Annotated in this window: 17 protein-coding genes and 1 tRNA gene; 13 read left to right on the top strand and 5 right to left on the bottom strand. The window is 44.7% G+C overall.

Annotated features, from left to right (window positions below; all coding sequences use genetic code 11):
* Window positions 1-54 precede the first annotated feature (54 nt).
* The 4 genes from ACHUFZ_RS17405 (at window position 55) to ACHUFZ_RS17390 (ending at window position 6,013) form a co-directional block, all read left to right on the top strand.
* Window positions 55-1,413, top strand: coding sequence for a transporter substrate-binding domain-containing diguanylate cyclase (locus ACHUFZ_RS17405; protein WP_394128128.1), 1,359 nt, complete (start codon window positions 55-57; stop codon window positions 1,411-1,413).
* Between the two features lie 139 nt (window positions 1,414-1,552).
* Window positions 1,553-1,627, top strand: a tRNA-Gly gene (locus ACHUFZ_RS17400).
* 440 nt (window positions 1,628-2,067) lie between these two features.
* Window positions 2,068-5,394, top strand: a complete 3,327-nt coding sequence (locus ACHUFZ_RS17395) for an ImpA family metalloprotease (RefSeq protein ID WP_394128127.1) — start codon at window positions 2,068-2,070, stop codon at window positions 5,392-5,394.
* 259 nt (window positions 5,395-5,653) lie between these two features.
* On the top strand, window positions 5,654-6,013 hold the full coding sequence (locus tag ACHUFZ_RS17390; protein WP_394128126.1) for a hypothetical protein: 360 nt from the start codon (window positions 5,654-5,656) through the stop codon (window positions 6,011-6,013).
* A 151-nt stretch (window positions 6,014-6,164) separates the two neighbouring features.
* On the opposite strand, the gene ACHUFZ_RS17385 is transcribed toward ACHUFZ_RS17390, so the two are convergent.
* From ACHUFZ_RS17385 to ACHUFZ_RS17365, 5 genes are read right to left on the bottom strand one after another with little or no spacing between them, the layout of a single operon-like run.
* Window positions 6,165-7,058, bottom strand: coding sequence for a hydroxymethylglutaryl-CoA lyase (locus tag ACHUFZ_RS17385; RefSeq protein ID WP_394128125.1), 894 nt, complete (start codon window positions 7,056-7,058; stop codon window positions 6,165-6,167).
* 7 nt (window positions 7,059-7,065) lie between these two features.
* Window positions 7,066-7,866, bottom strand: a complete 801-nt coding sequence (locus tag ACHUFZ_RS17380; protein WP_394128124.1) for an enoyl-CoA hydratase-related protein — start codon at window positions 7,864-7,866, stop codon at window positions 7,066-7,068.
* Window positions 7,867-7,875: 9 nt separating this feature from the next.
* The gene (locus tag ACHUFZ_RS17375) at window positions 7,876-9,477 is read right to left on the bottom strand and encodes a carboxyl transferase domain-containing protein (RefSeq protein WP_394128123.1); all 1,602 of its coding nucleotides are present in this window, start codon (window positions 9,475-9,477) and stop codon (window positions 7,876-7,878) included.
* 10 nt (window positions 9,478-9,487) lie between these two features.
* Window positions 9,488-10,657, bottom strand: coding sequence for an isovaleryl-CoA dehydrogenase (locus tag ACHUFZ_RS17370; protein ID WP_394128122.1), 1,170 nt, complete (start codon window positions 10,655-10,657; stop codon window positions 9,488-9,490).
* Between the two features lie 58 nt (window positions 10,658-10,715).
* Window positions 10,716-11,093, bottom strand: a complete 378-nt coding sequence (locus tag ACHUFZ_RS17365; protein ID WP_134836391.1) for a MerR family transcriptional regulator — start codon at window positions 11,091-11,093, stop codon at window positions 10,716-10,718.
* Window positions 11,094-11,302: 209 nt separating this feature from the next.
* Between ACHUFZ_RS17365 and ACHUFZ_RS17360 the strand changes: the two genes are divergently transcribed.
* The 9 genes from ACHUFZ_RS17360 to ACHUFZ_RS17320 all read left to right on the top strand — a co-directional run bounded on the left by ACHUFZ_RS17360 (window position 11,303) and on the right by ACHUFZ_RS17320 (window position 21,864).
* Window positions 11,303-12,514 (top strand): thiolase family protein, encoded by a 1,212-nt coding sequence (locus tag ACHUFZ_RS17360; RefSeq protein WP_394128121.1) that lies wholly within the window; start codon window positions 11,303-11,305, stop codon window positions 12,512-12,514.
* A gap of 29 nt (window positions 12,515-12,543) precedes the next feature.
* The gene (locus tag ACHUFZ_RS17355) at window positions 12,544-14,037 is read left to right on the top strand and encodes a CoA-acylating methylmalonate-semialdehyde dehydrogenase (RefSeq protein ID WP_394128120.1); all 1,494 of its coding nucleotides are present in this window, start codon (window positions 12,544-12,546) and stop codon (window positions 14,035-14,037) included.
* A 9-nt stretch (window positions 14,038-14,046) separates the two neighbouring features.
* Window positions 14,047-15,201, top strand: a complete 1,155-nt coding sequence (locus ACHUFZ_RS17350; protein WP_394128119.1) for an acyl-CoA dehydrogenase family protein — start codon at window positions 14,047-14,049, stop codon at window positions 15,199-15,201.
* 11 nt (window positions 15,202-15,212) lie between these two features.
* The gene (locus tag ACHUFZ_RS17345; protein ID WP_394128118.1) at window positions 15,213-16,001 is read left to right on the top strand and encodes an enoyl-CoA hydratase; all 789 of its coding nucleotides are present in this window, start codon (window positions 15,213-15,215) and stop codon (window positions 15,999-16,001) included.
* A 17-nt stretch (window positions 16,002-16,018) separates the two neighbouring features.
* Window positions 16,019-17,149 carry an enoyl-CoA hydratase/isomerase family protein gene (locus ACHUFZ_RS17340; protein WP_394128117.1) on the top strand — a complete coding sequence of 377 codons (1,131 nt, stop codon included), beginning with the start codon at window positions 16,019-16,021 and terminating at the stop codon, window positions 17,147-17,149.
* A gap of 52 nt (window positions 17,150-17,201) precedes the next feature.
* Window positions 17,202-18,098 (top strand): 3-hydroxyisobutyrate dehydrogenase, encoded by an 897-nt coding sequence (gene mmsB / locus ACHUFZ_RS17335; RefSeq protein WP_394128116.1) that lies wholly within the window; start codon window positions 17,202-17,204, stop codon window positions 18,096-18,098.
* Window positions 18,099-18,108: 10 nt separating this feature from the next.
* The gene (locus ACHUFZ_RS17330; RefSeq protein WP_394128115.1) at window positions 18,109-18,867 is read left to right on the top strand and encodes an SDR family oxidoreductase; all 759 of its coding nucleotides are present in this window, start codon (window positions 18,109-18,111) and stop codon (window positions 18,865-18,867) included.
* Between the two features lie 223 nt (window positions 18,868-19,090).
* Window positions 19,091-21,403, top strand: a complete 2,313-nt coding sequence (locus ACHUFZ_RS17325; protein WP_394128114.1) for a methyl-accepting chemotaxis protein — start codon at window positions 19,091-19,093, stop codon at window positions 21,401-21,403.
* A gap of 113 nt (window positions 21,404-21,516) precedes the next feature.
* Complete coding sequence (locus tag ACHUFZ_RS17320) at window positions 21,517-21,864, top strand: HopJ type III effector protein (protein ID WP_394128113.1); 348 nt, start codon at window positions 21,517-21,519, stop codon at window positions 21,862-21,864.
* Window positions 21,865-21,981: the final 117 nt, after the last annotated feature.

The raw sequence follows: 21,981 nt of genomic DNA, 5'->3' as shown, positions 1-21,981 counted from the left end.
ATATAGAAGCTCAAGGATTTATACCTTGAGCTTTGTTATTTTTGAAGGTTGGTAGTGAAACGAATTCTTGTTAGCTTTTTCATCTTTATATGCGCGACTGTTTACGCGCAAGAGCCAGAAGTGAAGCAACTCATTGTTGCTAATTCTAAGGCGTGGAAACCCTTTTCTTTCATCAATAGCGAAGGAGAGCCTGATGGGATCTTAATTGACTATTGGAAATATTATGGCGAAAAAAACGGGGTGGAGATTGAATTCCTACTGTTAGATTGGCAATCCTCGTTAGATGCAGTCACTGACGGCAGGGCAGATGTTCATGCCGGTCTACTTTGGTCTGAAAACCGCGAGAGCTTTCTCGACTATGCCCCGATTATCATGTCGATCGACACTCAACTCTATATTGGCCAAGAGTTAATTGGTATTGATCTCGATGAGTTCACCTTTGGTAAGCATGATTATGTTGTAGGCGTCGTAAGCGGGGGCTATGAAGAAGAGTTTACTCGTCGCCACTTTCCCCATCTCAAACTCCAGAACTTCGACAACAACCAAAAAATGATCGATGCGGCCTTCTCCGGCGGTATTGATGGCTTTGTCGCTGACTTACAAGTTGCCAACTTTTACTTATACAGTCGTAAAGAACCAAAACGCTTTGTCGGTGTGCGCCATTTGTATTCGGGTGATCTCATGGCAGCGGTCAAAGAGGGCAATAGTGACCTACAGCAACAAATCACTCAGGCAATGAATCAATTAGAATCTAAAGACATCGAGAAAATCTTTAATCGTTGGATGTATGTCAATACGGTTTACCCTGAATATCTCACTCACCTTATTATCGGTAGTATTCTGCTTGTCGGTGGGACCTATATTTTTGTCTTACGTATCTCTGTTAAGCGCAAAACTCAAGCATTGGAGCAGGCGAATAAGAAACTCAAGAAACTGTCTGAAACCGACCAGATGACAGGTATCAGTAATAGACGGCATTTTTTCATTGAGCTGAAAGCTCGCCTTAAACAGCCAGGCTCAATCGTGATTATGATTTTTGATATTGATGATTTTAAGCACATTAACGATAGCCACGGTCACAAAGTGGGCGATCGGGTCATTCGTAGCGTAGTACAGGCGACTTCTAACGTTGTCTCACACCGACATCTATTTGCACGAATTGGCGGGGAGGAGTTTGTTGTCGTCGCCAATAACCTTAGCTATGAAGGCGCTGTCGCCCTTGCTGAGAACATCTGTACCTCAATACGAAGTGTTAAGTTGGAAGAGGATAACGTTGATAAGGTAACGGTCAGTGTAGGCTGCGCATTTTATAGCACCAACGAATACGATATAAACCTTTCTACCGCCGATCATTTGATGTATCAGTCCAAACAATCAGGTAAAGACCAAGTCACAGCTCAACGCTATTCGTAAGCTACATTTAATCAAATCGATGATAAGAACAGCATACTATAGGTAAATTGATGCTTAGTTCGCCACTTAGTTCAATTGCCAAAGAAAACGCTTTTCTTTTCAGTCAGATGTGGCATATTAACTAGGTCTTCGACATTAAGCGTACTTCGTATAATGGCTATTACCTCAGCCTTCCAAGCTGATGATACGGGTTCGATTCCCGTAGTACGCTCCAATTCTTTTCTTGATCCCAACACACAAATCAACACCTATGATGTAGACAGTACGACTTAGTGTCACGATGTACATTTTTCGAAATCGTAATTCTATCTACTGCTTTCCCATTCAAAGCTTAACTTCCTCTATTCTAAAGATATGCGTTCGTCACTGTATTCAAAGAGCGTTCCATTATATTAAATACTGGTCATCTCATCTCCTTCAGTCAGTCCTTTTATTGTTTGGTGGAAGCACACATTTTAATTAAGTTGCCTATAAGCATTGCTGTATTGATAAGTCATGAGGTGCTAACAAAAATTAAATAACTCTATGTATTTTGTTTGATTCTGCGAGCAGATGTGTATTTGGACGATGACTAAACTATTTCAATTGTTACCCTTATTAATATTATTCTTTTTGTTGTCATCTTGTAAGGACGTTGTTACCGAGAATGAAATATTGGAAGGTAGTGAGTTCAAAGTAATTGTGGTACATAACCAAGGTGGTAGCGTTTCGCCAATGGAGGTTAATGTAAAAGAGGGGAGCGTAAGCCAATTTAAGGTAAAAGCTGATGAAGAATACATTATAAAGTCGATCGAAGGATGTGAAGGTACTTTAGCTGACAGTATTTATACTACTTCTGCTATTAGACAGTCATGTAGTGTGTTTGTAGAGTTTGCACATGTTTCACCTCCTCTGGAAGTAAGTAGATATCACTCAATCATTATCTCATCGAACATAGATAGCTCTAACGAGCCCAAGTCAGTACTGATAAAAGAAGGTGATATAGGATCATATATAATACCAGAAGTGGACGGTTACTACTTATACAAAACCTCTGGGTGCAGCAGTAAAATCGAAAAAAATAAGGTTGTAACTCCGCCTATTTTTGGCGGCTGTAATATAAAACTTGAGTTCAAAGATAGTGTCTCATTTGCGATTTTGAAAAGAGATCACTCTCTTGCAACAAATTCAGAACTAACTAATGACGTTATAAACAAGTTAAAAGATACGGATTTAAAACGAGTATCACTAATAGAAAAATTATACGATGATGTAGATGTACTATCCTATACACCAGGAAGGAATAGTCTTCTTCTAAACACTATTAATCTAGATAAAACCCATGCTGTAATGCGCTCAACTCATAGCAGTTCGCATAACCTAATTCTAGCAGGGGAAAAGAACGAACATAGGTATATGGTGATGGGGGGGAATATGCTAGCAACGCAAAGATCGGGGGATGCAAATAAATTCCTTCAAAACTCCATTAACTGGCTAACACGAAGAAATGTGACAGATTACAGTACACCTATTTCTATAGTTGTTTCTAACATCCCAAATTATGGGTCTTATCCCCATTTTCGTCGATTTAGAGAATGGTTAGAAAATCACTTTTCCAGCTACAGCACTAATACATATAGAGAGTGTGACTATATTAATTTAGTGCAATGCATTGATAAGTACTCACCTGACTTTGTACTTATTAGCTCTGATGATTACAAAAAAAAAGGTTATGATAGCCTAAAGTCATCTCTTAAAAAATTAATCGACACTAAAATACCTATAATGGTGACGAGTTTTCATGATGAACAGAAGGAAATTATAAGACCTTTTTTCGAATATACTGGAACTATTAGTTATAGCAATTATTGGAGTAATCATAAGACAGTGGATTTATCAATAGATGATATGCGAAATCCACTCCTTCTACCTAAACTAATAAATCTTTTTGAATCACTTAAAAGTAGAACCTTCGATATATCTACAGTAAATGGTTGCAGCCAGAACTTAATAGCTTGCAACAAAATTGAATTTAGTGATTCATTCAAATCAGCAGCAGATTGGTTAAAGAGCGCCATCATTAGCTTAGATAAAGGGGGAATTGATGCGCTAAAATATCCCGATGATTATCGGTTAATTAGTACGGCACTTTTATTGTCAGATAAGTATAGAAAGGATATCGACTATCCAATTTTGCATTCCGAACCAATCGAATGGTTAAGAGCAATGTTTTCAGATTGGACAGTAAGCTATGCTAGACATGATAACCTTATGCAGAATGACTTAGGCCAGTATGTAACTGATAAGAAGAATGTGAAAAAGGGAAGTTATTCTAACTATTTGCACCCTAATACAATTTCAGAAAGAAAAACTCTCTCAGTGCAATACCCTAACCAATGGACTACTACAGGTTGGTATGCATTACCTGGTAAAAAAATTACGCTTACACGTCATGACAAAGGCGGACATGCCGTAAAGATAAAGCTCAATTACCATAGGATTGGAACGAACAGAATTGGAAGTGAACGTCGTTATTTATCGCCGTTAGACCTAGCAACCGAGCGGCTAAGCATTCCAGCAGGTGGCTCTGTGTCCTTTTCAACTCCATATGGTGGGCCAATATACTTGTCATTTGTTCAAGTGGGAGGTACAAGCTCTCTTAGCTCAGATATCACTGCAAAAGGTGTTGCAAAACATCCTGCAATCATCGATTTCTCTGATATGGATAACATTAAAGAGTTTGAAGCATTAATAGAGACTACTGAACTACCTCATGTGGACTTAAAAACAAAAACTGCTGAACAACATTTACGTAGAGATCGATTCTTAGGTGCTATTAATGAAGTTTATGAAAATACTAGTGAACTACTAGCTGGTATTAAAGAAGATCACTTAGGTAATGTACATGCTCTAGCAGGTTTGAAAGTAGAAGGGAAATCACTATCAGAATCGCTATCGAGCGAGGTGTTGATTGCTTGCAAAAACTATTTTAATGATGATTGTACTGACGAAAGTATACATACCCGAAAGATTATTCAACATGCTAACTATGATCAAAATGCTCATTGTGGTATCGGGTGTAGCGGAAATCCTTGGGACTCAGCAAAAAACATTAGCCCTAGAGGGTGGCTAGATAATCATGAGTTAGGACATAATTTACAAGTCAAGCAGCTTGATGTTCACTACGTAAGTAATACAAATAAAAATGATTGGACTAAATATCAAAATAGAGCGGGTGAAAACTCGAATAATATATTTCCATATTATGTGGCATGGAAAAGTCATTATGTTGATGATGAGAAAATTCACGATATAAAATCGGGACAAAACCACAAGGAGTTGTTTTATCATTTTATGTCTGATGTAATTAAAGCCACGGACAAAAATGGTTATAGGGTCATTTTTAATAGTCAATGTAAGGTAGTGGATAAGGGCGTAAACCGATACGAAGCACTATGGAAAAGTAATGAATATGCAGCACATAATGATTATAGGATGATGTTTTATATACAAATGATGTTGAGGGTACATAATACAACACTATCTGATGGCTCTACAATTACTAATGGATTTGACTTGTTTCCATTTTTGTACCTTCACCAACGTATATTTTCCAAATATGCAAGTAGTGAAGAGGAGTGGCTCAAAAAAAGAAATTCTTTAGGTTTCAGTGAATTTTCTTATAAACATTCGGTTTATGGGAATGGGAACTCAGTGTCATTTATTCCCGGAAATGACTTTATTTTGGTGAGCTTGAGTTTGCTCACAGGAAAAGACTGGACACCTTATTTTGATATGTTTGGCCTCCGATATACGGATTTAGCAGCGCATCAAAGCTTTGTGAACAGCCATGGAGTAAAAGTCTCATTAGGTATGTTTGTTCTAGAAAACAATTACCCTGATAAAGATCTAGCAGAGAACCTTGATTTTCTCGAGCTAAATTTAGATGACGAGTCAACCGTATGGCCAATTGATAATTCCAGTCCTTCAAAATGTATTTAGATAACGGTTTGTATAATATTGTTATTATCAGTTAGATTGTTTTTAGTGCTAGTCCATATATGGTTTTCATAGCCCTATGGGACTTATGAGCAGGTATATCCGTAAATGAGCGTAGCGCAGTACTTAAAACTCATTAAAACACAATCAATGGGAAGCAGTACTGCTATATTCCCAACAGCTACAAGACATTACAACCCGACTACTGATGGTAACTACGGGTATAAATCTAACCGTACCTCTCTATAAGAAGGAGCCTTTTGTGACTTTACCTAGCCTGATAAAGCTACTCATACAAGTTATAGTATTGACCATATTAGTATTAACGCTTGTCGCTGCTGGTCAAATGACGCAATATATTCTTTCGACAAGGGAAATTCGTTTCGAAGCGCTGACTCATTGGAAAAACTCTAATCCCGAGCAAAGCGCATTAGTGGACAAATATGTTTCCCTTTGTCTCAGTGGAGAATACCATAAGCTAAAACACCCTAATGAGTCTCGACTCCCTGTCGATAACTATGATTGTGGTAACACTATTGGCGCCCATGAGCTTGTGCAGAAAATGCAGCAAGTTGATAGCCAGTTAGGTGAACTTGCTTGGCCGCTATCGCTTGTCGAATAAAGGTCCTCCGATTTCCACCTGTGTAGTCAGCCCTTTGAATGTTGTCTTCTCTAGAGCTTATAATTATTAATATGGCTAAGAACTTAACATTCTTAGGGAGTAGTAGGACTGAAGGTTAGGCTATTGAAGATTGAGCCAATGCGACTTTTGATCAGGGCGCTTTCGCAAGCTGCTGGCATATATAGCGGGTTGCACTGGCCAGCTTATCCATATCAACACTAGTCTCAACCCCAAGCCCTTCACACAAATACACCACATTTTCAGTTGCTACATTTCCTGACGCACCTTTGGCATAGGGGCAGCCGCCAAGCCCGGCAATGCTAGAATCTATGGTCGTAATGCCCATCAATAGGGCTTGATAGATATTAGCTATCGCTTGTCCGTAGGTATCGTGAAAGTGAACAGCAATCTGCTGTTTTGGACAGTGAGCTAACACGGCTTCAAGCATAGCAGCGACTCTTAACGGTGTGCCCGTACCAATAGTGTCGCCGAGAGAGATTTCGTAGCAGCCGATATCAAGCATCTGTCTAGTTAAGCTGGCAACGGAATTAGGGTCTGTCTCGCCATCATAAGGGCAATCTATCACGCAAGAAAGGTAGCCTCTTACCGGAATACTGTGCTCATTTGATAAATCTATTACCGGTTTAAAGCGCTCTAGGCTTTCGGCAATGGAGCAGTTGATATTGCGCTGGCAGAAGCTTTCAGAAGCAGAGGTGAATACGGCCACTTCATCGACATTGCTCGCAATTGCCTGCTCGAGCCCTTTGAGGTTGGGTGTAAGGGCAGAGTAACTCACATTCGCTGTGCGTTGAATTTGTTGAAATACCTCACCAGACTCAGTCATTTGCGGAATTTTCTTGGCAGAGACAAATGCGCCAGATTCGATATGGGTGAGACCTGTTTGAGAAAGTCGGTTTATCAGTTCGACTTTGACTTCTAGCGGTACGGCTGTTTCATTTTGCAGACCATCACGGGGCCCAACCTCGACGATTTTGACCGATTTTGGTAGAGCCGATGATAATGAATGAGCATAGCCGCCTGTCATTACGTACCTACTTAGCCCAATTTGGCGAGCGCTTATCGAGGAAGGCATTCAACCCTTCTTGGCCTTCTTCCGACACACGAACCTCAGCAATCAGCTCACTGGTATAGCGTTTCAATGGGCCATCGACCACCACTTGTTCGCAGCGAGCGCAAAGCCTTTTACTGAGGGCTAATGCATGTGGGGCAAGCGTAAGTATATTAGAGACCCATTTTTCGATGACTTGCTCAGTTTGATCGGGATTGCTCACTTGATGGATGAGCTCTAACTCAAGCGCACGTTGCGAATCGATCAGTTCCGCGCTCAGCATATAACGCCTAGTTTGCCGAATACCAATCGCGCGAATAACGTATGGTGCGATGGTGGCAGGAACCAGTCCGAGCTTAACTTCACTGAGGCGAAACTTCGCATTTTTCTGGGCGATTGCTGTATCACAACAACAAATAAGGCCAAGTGCGCCACCAAAGGCACAACCATTGACGACGGCGAGTGTCGGGTGAGGGAAGGTATCGAGTTTTTCTAATAGTGTTGCCAGTTGATAGGCGTCATGCTGATTGTCTTCTTTGCTTTTACTGACCATGGAACGCATCCAATGAATATCAGCGCCTGCTGAGAAATGACGGCCTTCGCCTGTGAGAACTAAGCCGCGAATATTGGCATAAGAGGCGAGGGTATCTAAAGTGACGATCAATTCGGAAATCATGTGATCGTTAAAGGCGTTGGCGACATCAGGGCGATGCAGACTAATGTGAGCAATACCGCTTCCGTCGACACGGCAGGCGATGGTTTTAGTGTTTGCGGAAGAAGACATCGTGATCACCTACATTCTAAATATGCCGAACTCGCTGTCGGCAATAGGAGCGTTAAGGGAGACTTTTAGCGCATGGGATAAGACATTGCGCGTCTGTTTGGGGTCGATAATGCCATCGTCCCACAATCTAGCGCTGGCGTAGTAAGGGTGACCCTGAGTGTTGTACAGATCTAAAATGTCTTGTTTGAATGCCTGTTGTTGCTCTGTTTGCCATTCGTTTCCCTCTCTTTGCATCACTTGGCTTTTTACTTGAGTGAGTACTCCGGCAGCTTGTTCGCCACCCATGACAGAAATGCGCGCATTCGGCCACATCCACATCATGGTTGGATTGTAAGCTCGGCCACACATACCATAATTACCAGCGCCGTAGGAGCCACCAATAATGATGGTGAACTTGGGTACATCGGCACAAGCGACGGCCATGACAAGTTTCGCGCCGTTTTTGGCAATGCCGCCTTCTTCATATTTTTTGCCCACCATAAAGCCCGTGATGTTTTGTAAAAATAGCAGAGGAATTTTACGTTTGGCGCACAGCTCAATAAAATGCGCGCCTTTTTGTGCCGACTCCGAAAACAAAATACCGTTGTTGGCGACAATACCAATAAGGGTTCCGTCTATACGAGCAAAGCCACACACTAGAGTGGTGCCAAATAGGGCTTTAAATTCATCGAACTCAGAGCCATCAACGATACGAGCGATCACTTCTCTTACATCAAACGATAAGCGTAGGTCTGAATTAACGATGCCGTACAGCTCAGAAGGGTCATAACGTGGAGTTAAGCCGTTGTTTTCTGCTTGTTCAATTAAGGAGTTGGTGTTGGATATCGCCTGTCTAGCGAGTTCCAAAGCATGCGGCTCGTTTTGCGCATAATAATCAGCAACGCCAGACTTGCGGCAGTGAACATCAGCGCCGCCAAGCTCTTCATCCGTTACCACTTCACCGGTTGCCGCTTTAACCAAAGGTGGACCAGCAAGAAAGATAGTGCCTTGCTGCTTAACTATAATGGAAACGTCGGCCATAGCAGGAATATAGGCCCCACCTGCGGTACATAAGCCCAGTACCACAGCGATTTGTGGAATACCTTGTGCAGACATTCGGGCTTGATTGTAAAAGATGCGGCCGAAGTGCTCTTTATCGGGAAAGACTTCAGCTTGATGGGGGAGGTTGGCGCCGCCAGAGTCAACCAAATAGACGCAAGGTAAATGGCATTGCTGAGCAATCTCTTGAGCTCTTAAATGCTTTTTCACTGTAAGAGGGTAATAGGTGCCCCCTTTAACAGAAGGGTCGTTGGCGATAACCATGCAATCGACGTTATGAATTTTACCAATGCCCGCAACTACGCCTGCGCAGGGGATATCATCTTCATAGACTTGCCACGCCGCAAATTGACCGATTTCTAAGAACGGACTGTTCTCGTCCAGTAATTGGCTAATCCTTTCGCGTACTGGTAACTTGCCTTTTTCACGCTGGCGCTCAATGGCTTTTTTACCACCACCAAGCTTAATCTTGTCGATATCAGACTCAAGCGTTGCAACCAGTTCAGACATGGCCGCCACATTCTTTTGATAGAGCTCAGAGTCAGGCTTGATTTTGGTTTTGATTATCGGCATCGACATTTCCTTATCGCGACTCTTCAAACAGTTCTCGGCCAATTAGCATGCGGCGAATTTCTGATGTGCCAGCTCCAATCTCATACAGCTTGGCATCTCTAAGTAATCGCCCTGAAGGGAATTCATTGATATAGCCATTTCCGCCAAGCAATTGAATCGCATCCAGTGCCAGTTGGGTCGCCAGTTCGGCGCAATAAAGAATGACACCTGCGGCATCTTTACGTGTGGTTTGTTGGTTATCACACGCTTTTGCCACGGCATACAAATAAGCACGTGCGGCGTTAGTTCGGGTATACATATCGGCGACTTTAGCTTGAACCAATTGGAATTCACCGATTGAGCGGCCAAACTGTTTACGGTCATGGATATAAGGGATGACCAAATCGAGACAGGCTTGCATAATACCGAGTGGACCGGCAGCCAGTACGACGCGCTCATAATCTAAACCGCTCATCAGCACTTTCACCCCCTGGTTAAGTTCACCTAAGATGTTTTCTTTTGGAACGGGGCAATTTTCAAAGACTAGCTCGCAGGTATTTGAGCCGCGCATGCCTAACTTATCGAGCTTTTGCGCATGGGAGAAACCAGTAAAACTCTTTTCGACGATAAACGCCGTAATGCCATGAGCGCCTTTTTCTGGCTCTGTTTTGGCGTAGACAACCGTGATATCCGCATCAGGCCCATTAGTGATCCACATCTTAGAGCCTGTTAGCAGATAGTGGTCACCATTTAACGTCGCTTTAAGCTGCATGCTGACCACGTCCGAGCCAGCATTAGGTTCACTCATCGCCAGTGCGCCGATATGGCTACCATCGATCAGCTTAGGTAGGTACTTTGCTCGTTGTGACTCATTACCGTTACGGAATATCTGGTTTACACATAGGTTTGAGTGAGCGCCGTAGCTTAAAGCAACAGAAGCGGATGCTCGACTGATCTCTTCCATCGCAATCACATGGGCAAGGTATCCCATGCTGGCGCCACCAAATTGTTCGTCTACCGTGACGCCGAGTAAGCCCATCTCACCGAATAGCGGCCAAAGTTGATTGGGAAAGGCATTATCTTGATCGATTTGACTAGCGAGTGGGGCAATGTGTTGCTGAGCAAAGCCTTGTACGTGCTCTCGTAACAAGTTGAGCTCTTCGTCTAGCCCAAAGTTGAGCGAGGTATATTGCGATAACATAATGCCTCCGATATCTCGGTCGTGACAACAAAATCGAAGACAGTATGTATGAGTTAAATTAGCTCGCTTTACGAGTCTCTAACGCTTGTTCACAGCGCTCTCTTGCGACCTTTAAGTCGCCTAGCATACTTTCAATGTCTTCCATTTGGCGCTTCAGCAGCGCTTCCTTTTCATCAATGATCTTCAGCATTTCAGTCAGCTGAGTCTCTCCTTGATGAGTATCGTATAGTTCAAACAACTCACGGATTTCTGCCAGTGAAAAACCTAATCGCTTGCCTCTAAGAATCAGCTTTAGGCGGGTTCTATCGCGGCGGTTATAGATGCGCATACTGCCTTTACGTTCAGGCTGGATCAGTCCCTCATCCTCGTAAAAGCGGATGCTTCGAGTCGTAATATCAAATTCCTTGGCGAGGTCGCTAATCTTGTATTTTTCCACTGAACTACAATTCCTATCTCTTGGGCAATTAGGTCGAATGTCACGATGAATTTATCTTTTGCTTCAAAGTTGACGTTTACGTAAATGTTAGTGCTATGCTTACGTAAACGTCAAGAAATTAAATCTGACCATAAACGGCGCTTGGTAAGGACAATCAAGGCAGTAACGGTACTTAGCCAAGCTGTAAGCAACGTCAAAGAGGGCGGAGCATGGAGCAGCAAGAAATATGGATAGTCGCAGCAAAGCGTACCCCTATGGGCAAGTTTCAAGGGGCGCTTTCTAAACTGAGTGCCCCTAAGTTAGGTGTGATTGCGATAGCCTCAGCTGTAGAGCAAGCAGGCATTAAACACGATGGTATCGACGAGGTCTTAATGGGTTGCGTACTTCCTGCGGGCTGTGGTCAAGCGCCCGCACGTCAAGCGGCAATCGGTGCCGGCCTCGCAGACAATATTCCTTGTACAACCGTCAACAAAGTGTGCGGTTCAGGCATGAAAACCGTCATGCTCGCCTATGATTTGATTCACTCAGGTTCGATTCAATGTGCGCTCGCGGGTGGTATGGAGAGCATGACCAACGCGCCTTATTTGATGAAAGAGTCGCGTAAAGGCATGCGAATGGGGCACAAGACCACATACGACCATATGTTCTTAGACGGATTACAAGATGCTTATGAAGGTGAGTTGATGGGTGTCTACGGGCAAAAAGTAGCGGATCATCTCGGCTTTACGCGCGAACAATTGGATCAATGGGCTGCATTATCCGTTGAGCGAGCGTTGGCTGCTCAGAGACAACAGCTGTTTCAATCTGAAATTGTTCCGGTTGATGTGGGTAATGACGTTTGTCTTGATTATGACGAGCTTCCTCCTTCAATCGATAAAGACAAAATCCCTAAACTCAAAGCCGCTTTTTCTGCTGATGGAACGATCACCGCTGCGAATTCGAGTGCGATTTCTGACGGTGCAGCCGCTTTGATGGTTATCGATTCCGCTGCGGCGAAGAAGCAAGGGTTAAAGCCTTTAGCGGTGATAAAAGCACACGCTAGCCACGCGAGAAAGCCGAGTGAATTTACTGTCGCCCCAGTTTACGCAGTACAGAACCTATTAGCTAAGCTTGATTGGGAAATCGAAGATGTCGATCTTTGGGAGATCAACGAAGCATTTGCAGTAGTAACTCAAATCGCCATCCAAGAGCTTGGCATCAACCCAGACAAAGTGAACTTAAAAGGTGGCGCGTGCGCTTTAGGTCACCCGATTGGTGCTAGTGGCGCACGGATCTTGACGACACTTATCTATGCGTTACGCCAACTCCAATCCATCGGCGTAAACGGCGACGCAGCAAATAGGAAAACCATGAAAGGGGTAGCGGCTATTTGTATCGGCGGTGGGGAAGCCACGGCCATTGGCATTGAAATCCCTTTGTAAGATAACTGGAAAACGGTAAGGAAATCGCAATGACACAACTTGTCCCTCTATTTATTGGTGGAGAGTTCTGCCAATCAAACAGTGATGAATGGCTAGAAGTGACCAATCCGGCTAACAACGCCGTTATAGCAGAGCTCCCGTGTGCGACGAATGATGAAATGGAGCGCGCGATTCAAAATGCGCACGATACTTTCCTTACATGGAAGGAAGTGGCGGTCTCAGAACGTGCGCGTTTGATGCTTAGGTACCAACACTTATTGAAAGAGCATCATGATGATCTCGCAGAACTGCTTTCGAAAGAAACGGGTAAAACCACCGTTGATGCGAAAGGGGATGTGTGGCGCGGGATAGAAGTGGTCGAGCAAGCTGCGAACATCGCCAGTAACATGATGGGAGAAACGGTCGAGAATGTTGCCACCGACATTGACAGTTATTCGCTCATTCAACCTTTGGGTGTGTGTTGCGGTATTACCCCCTTTAATTTTCCGGTAATGATTCCACTATGGATGTTCCCTTTGGCGATAGCGGCAGGCAACACCTTTGTACTCAAGCCGTCTGAACAAGTGCCTTTGACCGCAATGCGTTTAGCTGAATTGTTTGAACAAGCAGGCGCACCAAAAGGAGTATTACAAGTTGTTCATGGTGGTAAACCTCAAGTGGACTATTTGCTTGCTCACCCGACGATTAAGGCAGTGTCGTTTGTAGGCTCAGTTCCCGTCGCGCAATACATTTACCAAACGGGTACTTCTCACAATAAACGTGTTCAGGCGTTTGCTGGCGCGAAAAACCATATGGTCGTTATGCCTGACGCCAATAAGAATCAAGTGTTGAGTAATTTAGTGGGCGCTTCAGTCGGGGCTGCGGGTCAGCGCTGCATGGCGATTTCCGTGGCTGTTTTTGTCGGTAGTTCGAAAGAGTGGATTGGTGAACTCGCTGGTGAAATGGCCAAAGTGACGCCAGGTGCTTGGAATGATGATAACGCTGGTTACGGACCATTAATCAGTAAGCAAGCGAAAGCAAGAGTGGTTTCATTAATTGATGAAGGCAAAGCGCAAGGTGCCAAGTGTGAACTCGATGGAAGTGAGTGTGAGGTTGATGGCATGCCTGATGGCAACTGGCTTGGTCCAACTCTATTTAGTGGCGTGACGACCGATATGTCGATTTACCAGCAGGAGATATTTGGTCCGGTACTGGTTTGTCTTGAGGTCGAAACGTTAGAAGAAGCCATCGCCTTTATCAATAAAAACCCTTATGGCAACGGGACGTCGATTTTTACTGCCAATGGTGCGGCGGCGCGAAAATATCAGCATGAAATTCAAGTTGGCCAAGTTGGGATTAATGTGCCGATTCCAGTGCCTTTGCCTTTCTTCTCTTTTACTGGTTGGCGAGGAAGTTTCTACGGTGATTTACACGCCTATGGCAAACAGGCAGTGAGGTTCTATACCGAAACAAAAACCGTTACGGCGCGTTGGTTTGATGATGATATTCCAACCGGACCTAACATGACCATTCAGCTGCGATAAGGAGCGGATATGGACTTTGAACTGAACGAAGACCAAAGAGCCTTTGCGGATATCGCGACTCAGTTTTCACGAGATAAGCTTGCACCAATGGCTGAAGAGTGGGACCAGAAGCAAATCTTTCCTAAAGAGGTGATTCGTGAAGCGGGCGAGCTAGGCTTTCTCAGCCTTTACACACCAGAAGAGCAAGGTGGTTTGGGTCTGCCAAGATTGGATGCGTCAATCATATTTGAACAATTGGCGATGGGCTGCACTTCCACCACCGCATTTATGACTATTCACAATATGGTGTCGTGGATGGTCGCCAGCTTTGCGAGCGAAACGGCGCGCCAGACCTATTGTGAAAAACTGATCACAGGCGAATGGCTTGGGTCTTATTGTTTAACTGAACCTAATGCTGGCTCGGACGCGGCGTCGTTAGTGACCAGTGCTCAGCTAGTGGATGATGGTTATCTGATTAATGGTGCCAAGGTGTTTATCTCAGGTGCCGGGGAAACCGACGTATTAGTCGTGATGGCAAGAACCAGTGATGATGCAGCAAAAGGTATCTCAGCCTTTGTCGTTCCAGCAAATGCCCAAGGTATTAGCTATGGACGAAAAGAGCCGAAAATGGGTTGGAACTCCCAGCCAACGAGAAGTATTAATTTCGATAATGTGAAGATTCCGAAAGACCATTTGTTGGGGCAAGAAGGGCAAGGCTTTGTGTTTGCAATGAAAGGGCTGGACGGTGGACGAATCAATATCGCCACTTGCTCGATTGGTACCGCTCAGCAAGCACTGAATCAAGCGACTCAGTATCTAAAAGAGCGCAAACAATTTGGTAAGCCCATTGCTCAGTTTCAAGCACTGCAATTCAAGTTAGCCGATATGGCGACCGAGCTGGTAGCAGCACGTCAACTGGTGCGCCTTGCGGCGAGTAAATTAGATAACGGTGATGCAGAGGCGACGGCTTACTGTGCGATGGCCAAGCGATTTGCCACTGACGTAGGTTTTAAAGTGTGTGATCAGGCATTACAGCTCTATGGCGGCTATGGTTATATCAAGGAATATCCAATGGAAAGGTATTTCCGAGATGTGCGTGTTCACCAAATTTTGGAAGGCACCAATGAGATCATGCGAGTGATCATTGCGAGACGATTACTTGCTGAAGGTGCACAAATTCTTTAGGGGAAAGAGCGATGACACAGCAGAACAGTTTGGCATTGCCACATGAGATTAATGGTCATGTGGCATTGGTAACGATGAACAATCCACCTGCCAACACATGGACCAAACAAAGTCTGCATGAGCTTAAGCATCTGGTTCACGCACTCAATAATAATGCTGACGTATACGCGCTAGTGATAACAGGAAATGGGGATAAGTTCTTTTCAGCAGGGGCCGATCTTAAGGTATTTGCATCGGGTGAGAAGGACATTGCTTGGGAGATGGCCCAAGCGTTTGGGGAAGCGTTTGAAGCCTTGTCGGCCTTTCGAGGTGTCTCTATTGCGGCGATAAATGGCTATGCGATGGGTGGCGGTCTGGAAGTGGCATTAGCTTGTGATATTCGCGTTGCGGAAACTCAGGCTGTCATGGCGTTGCCAGAGGCTAAAGTCGGGCTTTTGCCTTGTGCGGGTGGGACGCAAAACCTAACCGCACTTGTGGGTGAAGGCTGGGCCAAGCGAATCATTTTGTGCGGAGAGCAAGTCGATGCCTCAAAAGCGCATTCGATTCGTTTAGTTGAAGAGGTTGTCGAGCAAGGTCAAGCGCTCGAAACGGCTTTAACATTGGCACAAAGCGTCGCTAATCAATCTCCATCATCTGTTACTGCGTGTAAGTCTTTGATTCAAAATAGCCGAACAGACCCAATTGCTCATGGTTTAGTTAAAGAGCGAGAGTTATTCATGCAGCTATTTGATACCCAAGATCAAAAAGAGGGGGTCAATGCCTTTCTCGAAAAGCGTCAGCCAAATTGGAGCAATAGCTAGCTCTAAGGAGTAACGATATGAGTGATACCGTTCTTTTTGTTGAACTGCCTTGTAGCGGTAGCCCTTATAAAATTGGCGTCGTGACTTTACATAATGAAGCGTCTTTAAATGCCTTAACGCTCGACATGCTAGTGTGCTTGAAAGCCAAACTCCAAACCTGGCATGAGGACGACAATATTGTGTGCGTAGTCCTTGAAGGGGCGGGTGATAAGGCGTTCTGTGCTGGTGGCGACGTACGCACCATGTTTAATGTTATGCAAGGCTCTGATCCCGATGAGATTGAAAACTTCTGTTCAATGTATTTCACCGTTGAGTATCAATGTGACTATCTGATTCATACCTACTGTAAGCCCATCATTGCGTGGGGGCATGGGATAGTCATGGGTGGTGGCATGGGGCTTTATATGGGCTCAAGCCACAAGGTTGTCGCGCCAGACTCTAGATTAGCCATGCCGGAAATCTCAATTGGCCTTTTTCCAGACGTAGGTGCGACATGGTTTCTTAACCGTTTAGATGCGGGGATTGGCTTGTTTCTGGGCTTAACAGGAATGATGGTCAATGCGGCAGATGCGGTTGAACTACACTTGGCTGACCACCTAGTACTAGAAAGTCATAAAGAGAGTTTTTTAGAGCAACTGCAAGTCGCGGATTGGGACTGTGTCGACGATACCTATGAAGTAGTGACTGAGTTATTAGAAGGGTTTGAAGCTCAGATAAGTGACCAAAAGCCGGAACTTCAAATCATGCCGTATTTTAACCACATCCAGCAAGCTTGCTCTGCTAATGATCTGTTTCATGTCGCAGACAACATTCTTGCCTTGGCAGGTGACGCTAAGTGGCTCAGCAATGCAAAAACCAACTTAGTTTCAGGTAGTCCAATTACCGCGCATATTTGCTTCAGGTTGATGAAAGATTACAGCGAGCTCTCCTTGGCAGAGTGTTTCAGGTTGGAATTGATTCTCGCAGTGAATTGCGCGCTCTTGGGAGAGTTCAAAGAAGGGGTTCGCGCGCGTCTGATTGATAAAGATGGTCAACCCAACTGGAAGTTTGCCAACATTTCCAAAGTGGATTCAAAGACCATTGATGATCTGTTTGTTTCGATATGGGACCAAGAGTTTCACCCATTAGCAAGATTGGGGCATTATTAACCGGCCCGTCGTAAAGGCCAAAGTCACACCAACGACTGAAGAGGGAAGTGTTATGGGGACGGTAGCATTCATTGGACTAGGCAACATGGGCGCACCAATGGCGCGAAATCTACTATCAGCAGGCTTTAAAGTGCAAGTTTATGACGTTGTTACTGAAATGGCCAAAGAACTAGAAGCATTGGGTGCTACGCGATGTGAGTCAATCAAAGCCGTAGTAAATAGTGTCGATACGGTGATTACCATGCTACCAGCGGGGGCGCATGTAAGAACGGTTTACCTTGGTGATGACGGTATTTTACAGCACGTGGGTGGCGACAGCTTACTGATTGACTCTTCAACAATTGACCCTGAGACAGCGAGACTGGTTGGTCAGCAAGCCCGTGAGAAAGGGATCAGTTTTACTGATGCGCCTGTTTCTGGTGGCGTGGCTGGTGCTAAAGCTTCGACGCTAACGTTTATCGTTGGGGGGAGTGAACAAGATTTTACAAAGGCGGAAAACATATTACGTCATATGGGCAAAAATATCTTTCACGCGGGAGAAGTTGGCTCTGGGCAAATGGGTAAAATCTGCAACAACTTAATGCTTGGCATTTTGATGTCTGGGACGTGTGAAGCCTTGAATCTGGGTATTGATAATGGCTTAGATCCCAAAGTGTTGTCCAATATCATGCTTCAAAGCTCAGGACGCAACTGGGCGTTAGAACTCTATAACCCTTGCCCTGGCGTGATGGAAAACGCGCCTGCCTCCAACCACTACCAACCGGGCTTTATGAGTAAGCTTATGCTCAAAGATTTAGGTTTAGGGCTAGAAGCCGCAACGAAAAGCCAGTCGTCAGTACCAATGGGCTCTCTAGCTCGAAACCTATACGCTTTTCATAACATGAATGGCAATGAAGAGCTCGATTTCTCAAGCTTGTTTGAATTCTATCAGTCGCAGTCAAAGTCATAGGAGAAGCGCTATGAACTTAAGAGAAAGCGTTGTTGCGATCACGGGAGCAGGGCAAGGACTAGGGCAAATGATGGCGGTAACGCTTGCCCATGCGGGGGCTGAGTTAGCATTGATCGATGTAAATGAACAAGCGTTGAAGGTGACTCAAGACCAGTGCCATATGCTTGGCGTAAAAGCCCTGACCTATATAGCCGATGTTACCAATGAGGCAGAGGTAGAACAAACCTTTAGTGACATTGTCACTGATTTCGGTCAGTTAGATGGTTTGGTGAACAACGCGGGAATATTACGTGATGGCCTTTTGGTCAAAGTAAAAGATGATCATGTTTCAAAGATGTCGTTGGAGCAGTTTACCTCGGTTATCGATGTAAACTTAACCGGAACCTTTCTTTGTGGTCGCGAAGCGGCACTGCAAATGATTCTAACCAAACGCCAGGGGATGATTATCAACATATCCAGTGTTGCGCGTGCGGGGAACATAGGGCAAACCAACTATGCTGCATCTAAAGCGGCGGTCGCGACATTAGCCACGACTTGGGCGAGGGAGTTGGCAAGGTATGGCATCCGAGCTGCAGCGATTGCGCCTGGGGTAATAGAAACGCCGATGGCCGCGCAAATGAAACCAGAGGCAATCGAACGCCTAGAAGCCATGATCCCGGTTGGCCGCATGGGGCACACCAACGAAATTGCTAGTACGGTAAAGTTCCTGTTTGAAAATGACTACGTAAATGGCCGCGTTATTGAAGTGGATGGTGGAATCAGGATGTAATTCAAGTGATGAATTCACTTAGTATGTCTGTTCAGAATAAAAAAGTTTGATTCTCGTCGAAAAGTTTAGGTTTTGTGCTTACAATTATATCACTAAGTGCATATTGGTGAGCCTCCAAGCCAAAGGCTTACTCATAGACGTATAAATAAAAGTTTGTCGCGTTGGTTGGCGATTTTCCTCAATTAATTATTTCGGAATGGGATTTCCGTATGAGGTTGTCGTTATGAAAATTGCAACAAAGATTGTTCTCGCTTCGACGCTGTTATGTACCTTAGCGGTCATTGCAACCGGAACAATTGTCGGCTGGCGTTCTTCGGATCTGTCAGAGCAGGCACTATACCAACGCGCGAATAGTCAGCTGATCTCTATTAGAGAAATTAAACGAAGTGAGATTGAAAGCTACTTCAAACAGATTAGTGGCCAAGTTGTTACGACCGCCAACTCTGTCGGAGTTCAAGGTGCAATCACCGCGTTTACTGAAGGTTTCAAAAACTACCCTGTCGAGAGAGTGTCAGACGGCGATGTCGACATGCTACGTAGCTATTATCAATCAAGCTTTGGTGCCACGTATCGGGATTCTAACGGCGGCGCATCAGCAGCAGAGATGCAAAAACTAGACAGCTTGTCCACTAAGGCTAGGGCATTGCAAGCGCGCTATATTGGTACTAACCCCAATCCTTTGGGCGAAAAACACCAATTGATGAGCGACTCTCTTAATACCGACTACGATAAAGCGCATGCGATGTATCACCCTAGTGTTAAAGGGTTTCTAGAAGAGTTTGGTTATTACGATATCTTCTTAGTCGATATGCAAGGGAATGTGGTTTATTCGGTATTCAAAGAGCTTGATTACGCGACAAACTTAAACAGCGGACCTTACGCGAATAGCGGCCTTGCCAAAGCGTACAAAAATGCCTTGTCGTTGTCCCACAATCAATATCGTCTAGAGGATTTTGCGCCATATTTCCCTTCCTATGAAGCGGCGGCCTCGTTCATTGCGACGCCAATTGTGCAAAATGGCACAACATTGGGTGCGTTGATCTTCCAAATGCCAGTCGATGAAATCAATAAAATCATGACGTTTCACCAAGACTGGAAAAATGAAGGGTTGGGTTTAAGTGGCGAAGCCTACCTAGTAGGCCAAGATGGATTGTTGCGTAGTGAGTCGCGCTTTTTGATTGAGGATCCGGACACTTATTTCTCAGCTTTACAAGCTGGGGGTGTGAGCTCAAATATCGTTAATCAAATCAGAGATAAGTCTTCCGCAATTGGTCGACAGCCAGTTAGCACTCCAACATCGAAAGCTTCTCTAAAAGGTCAACGAGGCTCTGATGTGATCAGTGACTATCGAGGTATAGATGTCCTGTCCGCTTATTCACCAGTTAACGCAGCTGGGCTTTCTTGGGGGATTATCGTTGAAATTGATAAGAGTGAAGCGCTAGCCGATCTAAGTTCGTTAATTAGTTCGCTAGCGGTAACCGTGATCACCAGTATCGCGGTTGTGGTGGTGGCAGCGGTTCTACTCTCATACTTCTTAGGTAACAGCATCGCCCGACCTATTAAGGTAGCCAGTGATAAAGTACAAATGATCAGCCAAAACAACGACCTTACCCAGCGCCTTGAAGTCACAGGTAAAGATGAGATGACCGACCTTGCGGTTTCACTGAATGGATTGTTTACCCATCTACAAGACATTATCGGCAAGTTTGCTCAAGCGACGAATAACTTAAACAGCAATACCCAAAGCATGGCGGGCAACATGAACAGTACTCGTGATGCGGTGACGGATCAAAATAATCGAACTGAATCGGTCGCGACCGCCGTAAACCAAATGAGCGCATCGATTTCCGAAGTCGCACAGTTTGCTGTTCGTGCAGCCGAGTTTGTGAAAAATGCCAATGATACCGGTAGCGCAGGGGTTAAAGTCGGTCAAAACTTGGGGAATGAAATCTCCCGTTTAGATAATGAAATGCAAACGGCCGTGTCGGCGATAGAACGTTTGAATACTGAAACAAATTCAATTGCTGAAGTTCTTGATGTTATACAAGGTATTGCTGAGCAGACCAATCTACTAGCACTAAATGCTGCCATTGAGGCGGCAAGGGCCGGCGAACAGGGCCGCGGCTTTGCGGTCGTCGCTGATGAAGTTCGCTCACTTGCCGGTCGTACGCAAGCATCGACAGAAGAAATTCGGGGCAAAATTGAGTCTCTTCAACGCGAAACGCAAAGTGTGTCTCAAAGCATCCAAAGTGCCAATAGTACGGTCTCTCAAGGCGTAGTGACTTGTGATGAAAACACTCAAATGCTAGAGCAAATCGTTTCGATGCTCGACCAGCTCAATGAGATGAACGTGCAAATCGCGGCCGCAACTGAAGAGCAGAAAGCGGTCACGGATGATATTAGCGGTAGCATCACCTCTATTGCCGATGCCTCTTCAGCTGTGTCGGTACAAGTGCGAGATGCAGACGATGTCTTGCAAGGGCTTTCAAATGAAGCGGAAAATCTCAATGGAGAAGTATCGCAATTTAAGTATTGATTGAGAGAGGTTTAACTAAGAAATTGAGTAATAGGCAGAAAATCGGACAAGCACCTTTTTTTCTGTTGGCCAGTATCATAGACTCGATGAAGATTTATCGGAGTATATGAAAAATGGAATTAAACAATTTCTTAGCAACCTTGTCAGAAACACCGACTGAGATTCAGTTTGAAGACACAATGGCTGTGATTGAGGCGAACTACGAGTTTGTCCCAACAGCCTTTGTTAATGGTGATACCAGCAACGAAGCGAATCAGAATAATGGCTCGTGCAAAATCTTCGCCTTTGCTCAGTTGAAACAACTTGATCAAGCAGCGACTCTTGCGTGTTTTGGCCGCTTCTATCGTGAAGATGTGCTGGGTAACCCTGATGGTGATGACCACGCTAATATCCGTAACTTTATCAAATACGGTTGGCCGGGCATTAAGTTTGAAGGTGAAGCTTTAAGCGCGAAAGCATAGCAAGCCGTCAAACACTCAATATAAAAAAGCCAGACATAGCGTCTAATGCCGATCGGTTTAGAGACTTGAATGATCCTCGGGACGTATGATAATCCCCACTAACAAAGTTAGTGGGGA

This window comes from Vibrio hepatarius, assembly GCF_043642085.1.
Lineage (GTDB): Bacteria > Pseudomonadota > Gammaproteobacteria > Enterobacterales > Vibrionaceae > Vibrio > Vibrio hepatarius_C.
This window is presented reverse-complemented; position numbering and strand designations above follow the sequence as displayed.

What these genes read in the sequence shown, in the direction of transcription:
- ACHUFZ_RS17345 (WP_394128118.1), top strand. Translation starts at nt 15,213, where the DNA reads ATGACACAGCAGAACAGTTTGGCATTGCCACATGAGATTAATGGTCAT.
- mmsB (WP_394128116.1), top strand. Translation starts at nt 17,202, where the DNA reads ATGGGGACGGTAGCATTCATTGGACTAGGCAACATGGGCGCACCAATG.
- ACHUFZ_RS17325 (WP_394128114.1), top strand. Translation starts at nt 19,091, where the DNA reads ATGAAAATTGCAACAAAGATTGTTCTCGCTTCGACGCTGTTATGTACC.
- ACHUFZ_RS17330 (WP_394128115.1), top strand. Translation starts at nt 18,109, where the DNA reads ATGAACTTAAGAGAAAGCGTTGTTGCGATCACGGGAGCAGGGCAAGGA.
- ACHUFZ_RS17355 (WP_394128120.1), top strand. Translation starts at nt 12,544, where the DNA reads ATGACACAACTTGTCCCTCTATTTATTGGTGGAGAGTTCTGCCAATCA.
- ACHUFZ_RS17360 (WP_394128121.1), top strand. Translation starts at nt 11,303, where the DNA reads ATGGAGCAGCAAGAAATATGGATAGTCGCAGCAAAGCGTACCCCTATG.
- ACHUFZ_RS17340 (WP_394128117.1), top strand. Translation starts at nt 16,019, where the DNA reads ATGAGTGATACCGTTCTTTTTGTTGAACTGCCTTGTAGCGGTAGCCCT.
- ACHUFZ_RS17380 (WP_394128124.1), bottom strand. Translation starts at nt 7,866, where the DNA reads ATGTCTTCTTCCGCAAACACTAAAACCATCGCCTGCCGTGTCGACGGA.
- ACHUFZ_RS17375 (WP_394128123.1), bottom strand. Translation starts at nt 9,477, where the DNA reads ATGCCGATAATCAAAACCAAAATCAAGCCTGACTCTGAGCTCTATCAA.
- ACHUFZ_RS17385 (WP_394128125.1), bottom strand. Translation starts at nt 7,058, where the DNA reads ATGACAGGCGGCTATGCTCATTCATTATCATCGGCTCTACCAAAATCG.
- ACHUFZ_RS17370 (WP_394128122.1), bottom strand. Translation starts at nt 10,657, where the DNA reads ATGTTATCGCAATATACCTCGCTCAACTTTGGGCTAGACGAAGAGCTC.
- ACHUFZ_RS17350 (WP_394128119.1), top strand. Translation starts at nt 14,047, where the DNA reads ATGGACTTTGAACTGAACGAAGACCAAAGAGCCTTTGCGGATATCGCG.
- ACHUFZ_RS17320 (WP_394128113.1), top strand. Translation starts at nt 21,517, where the DNA reads ATGGAATTAAACAATTTCTTAGCAACCTTGTCAGAAACACCGACTGAG.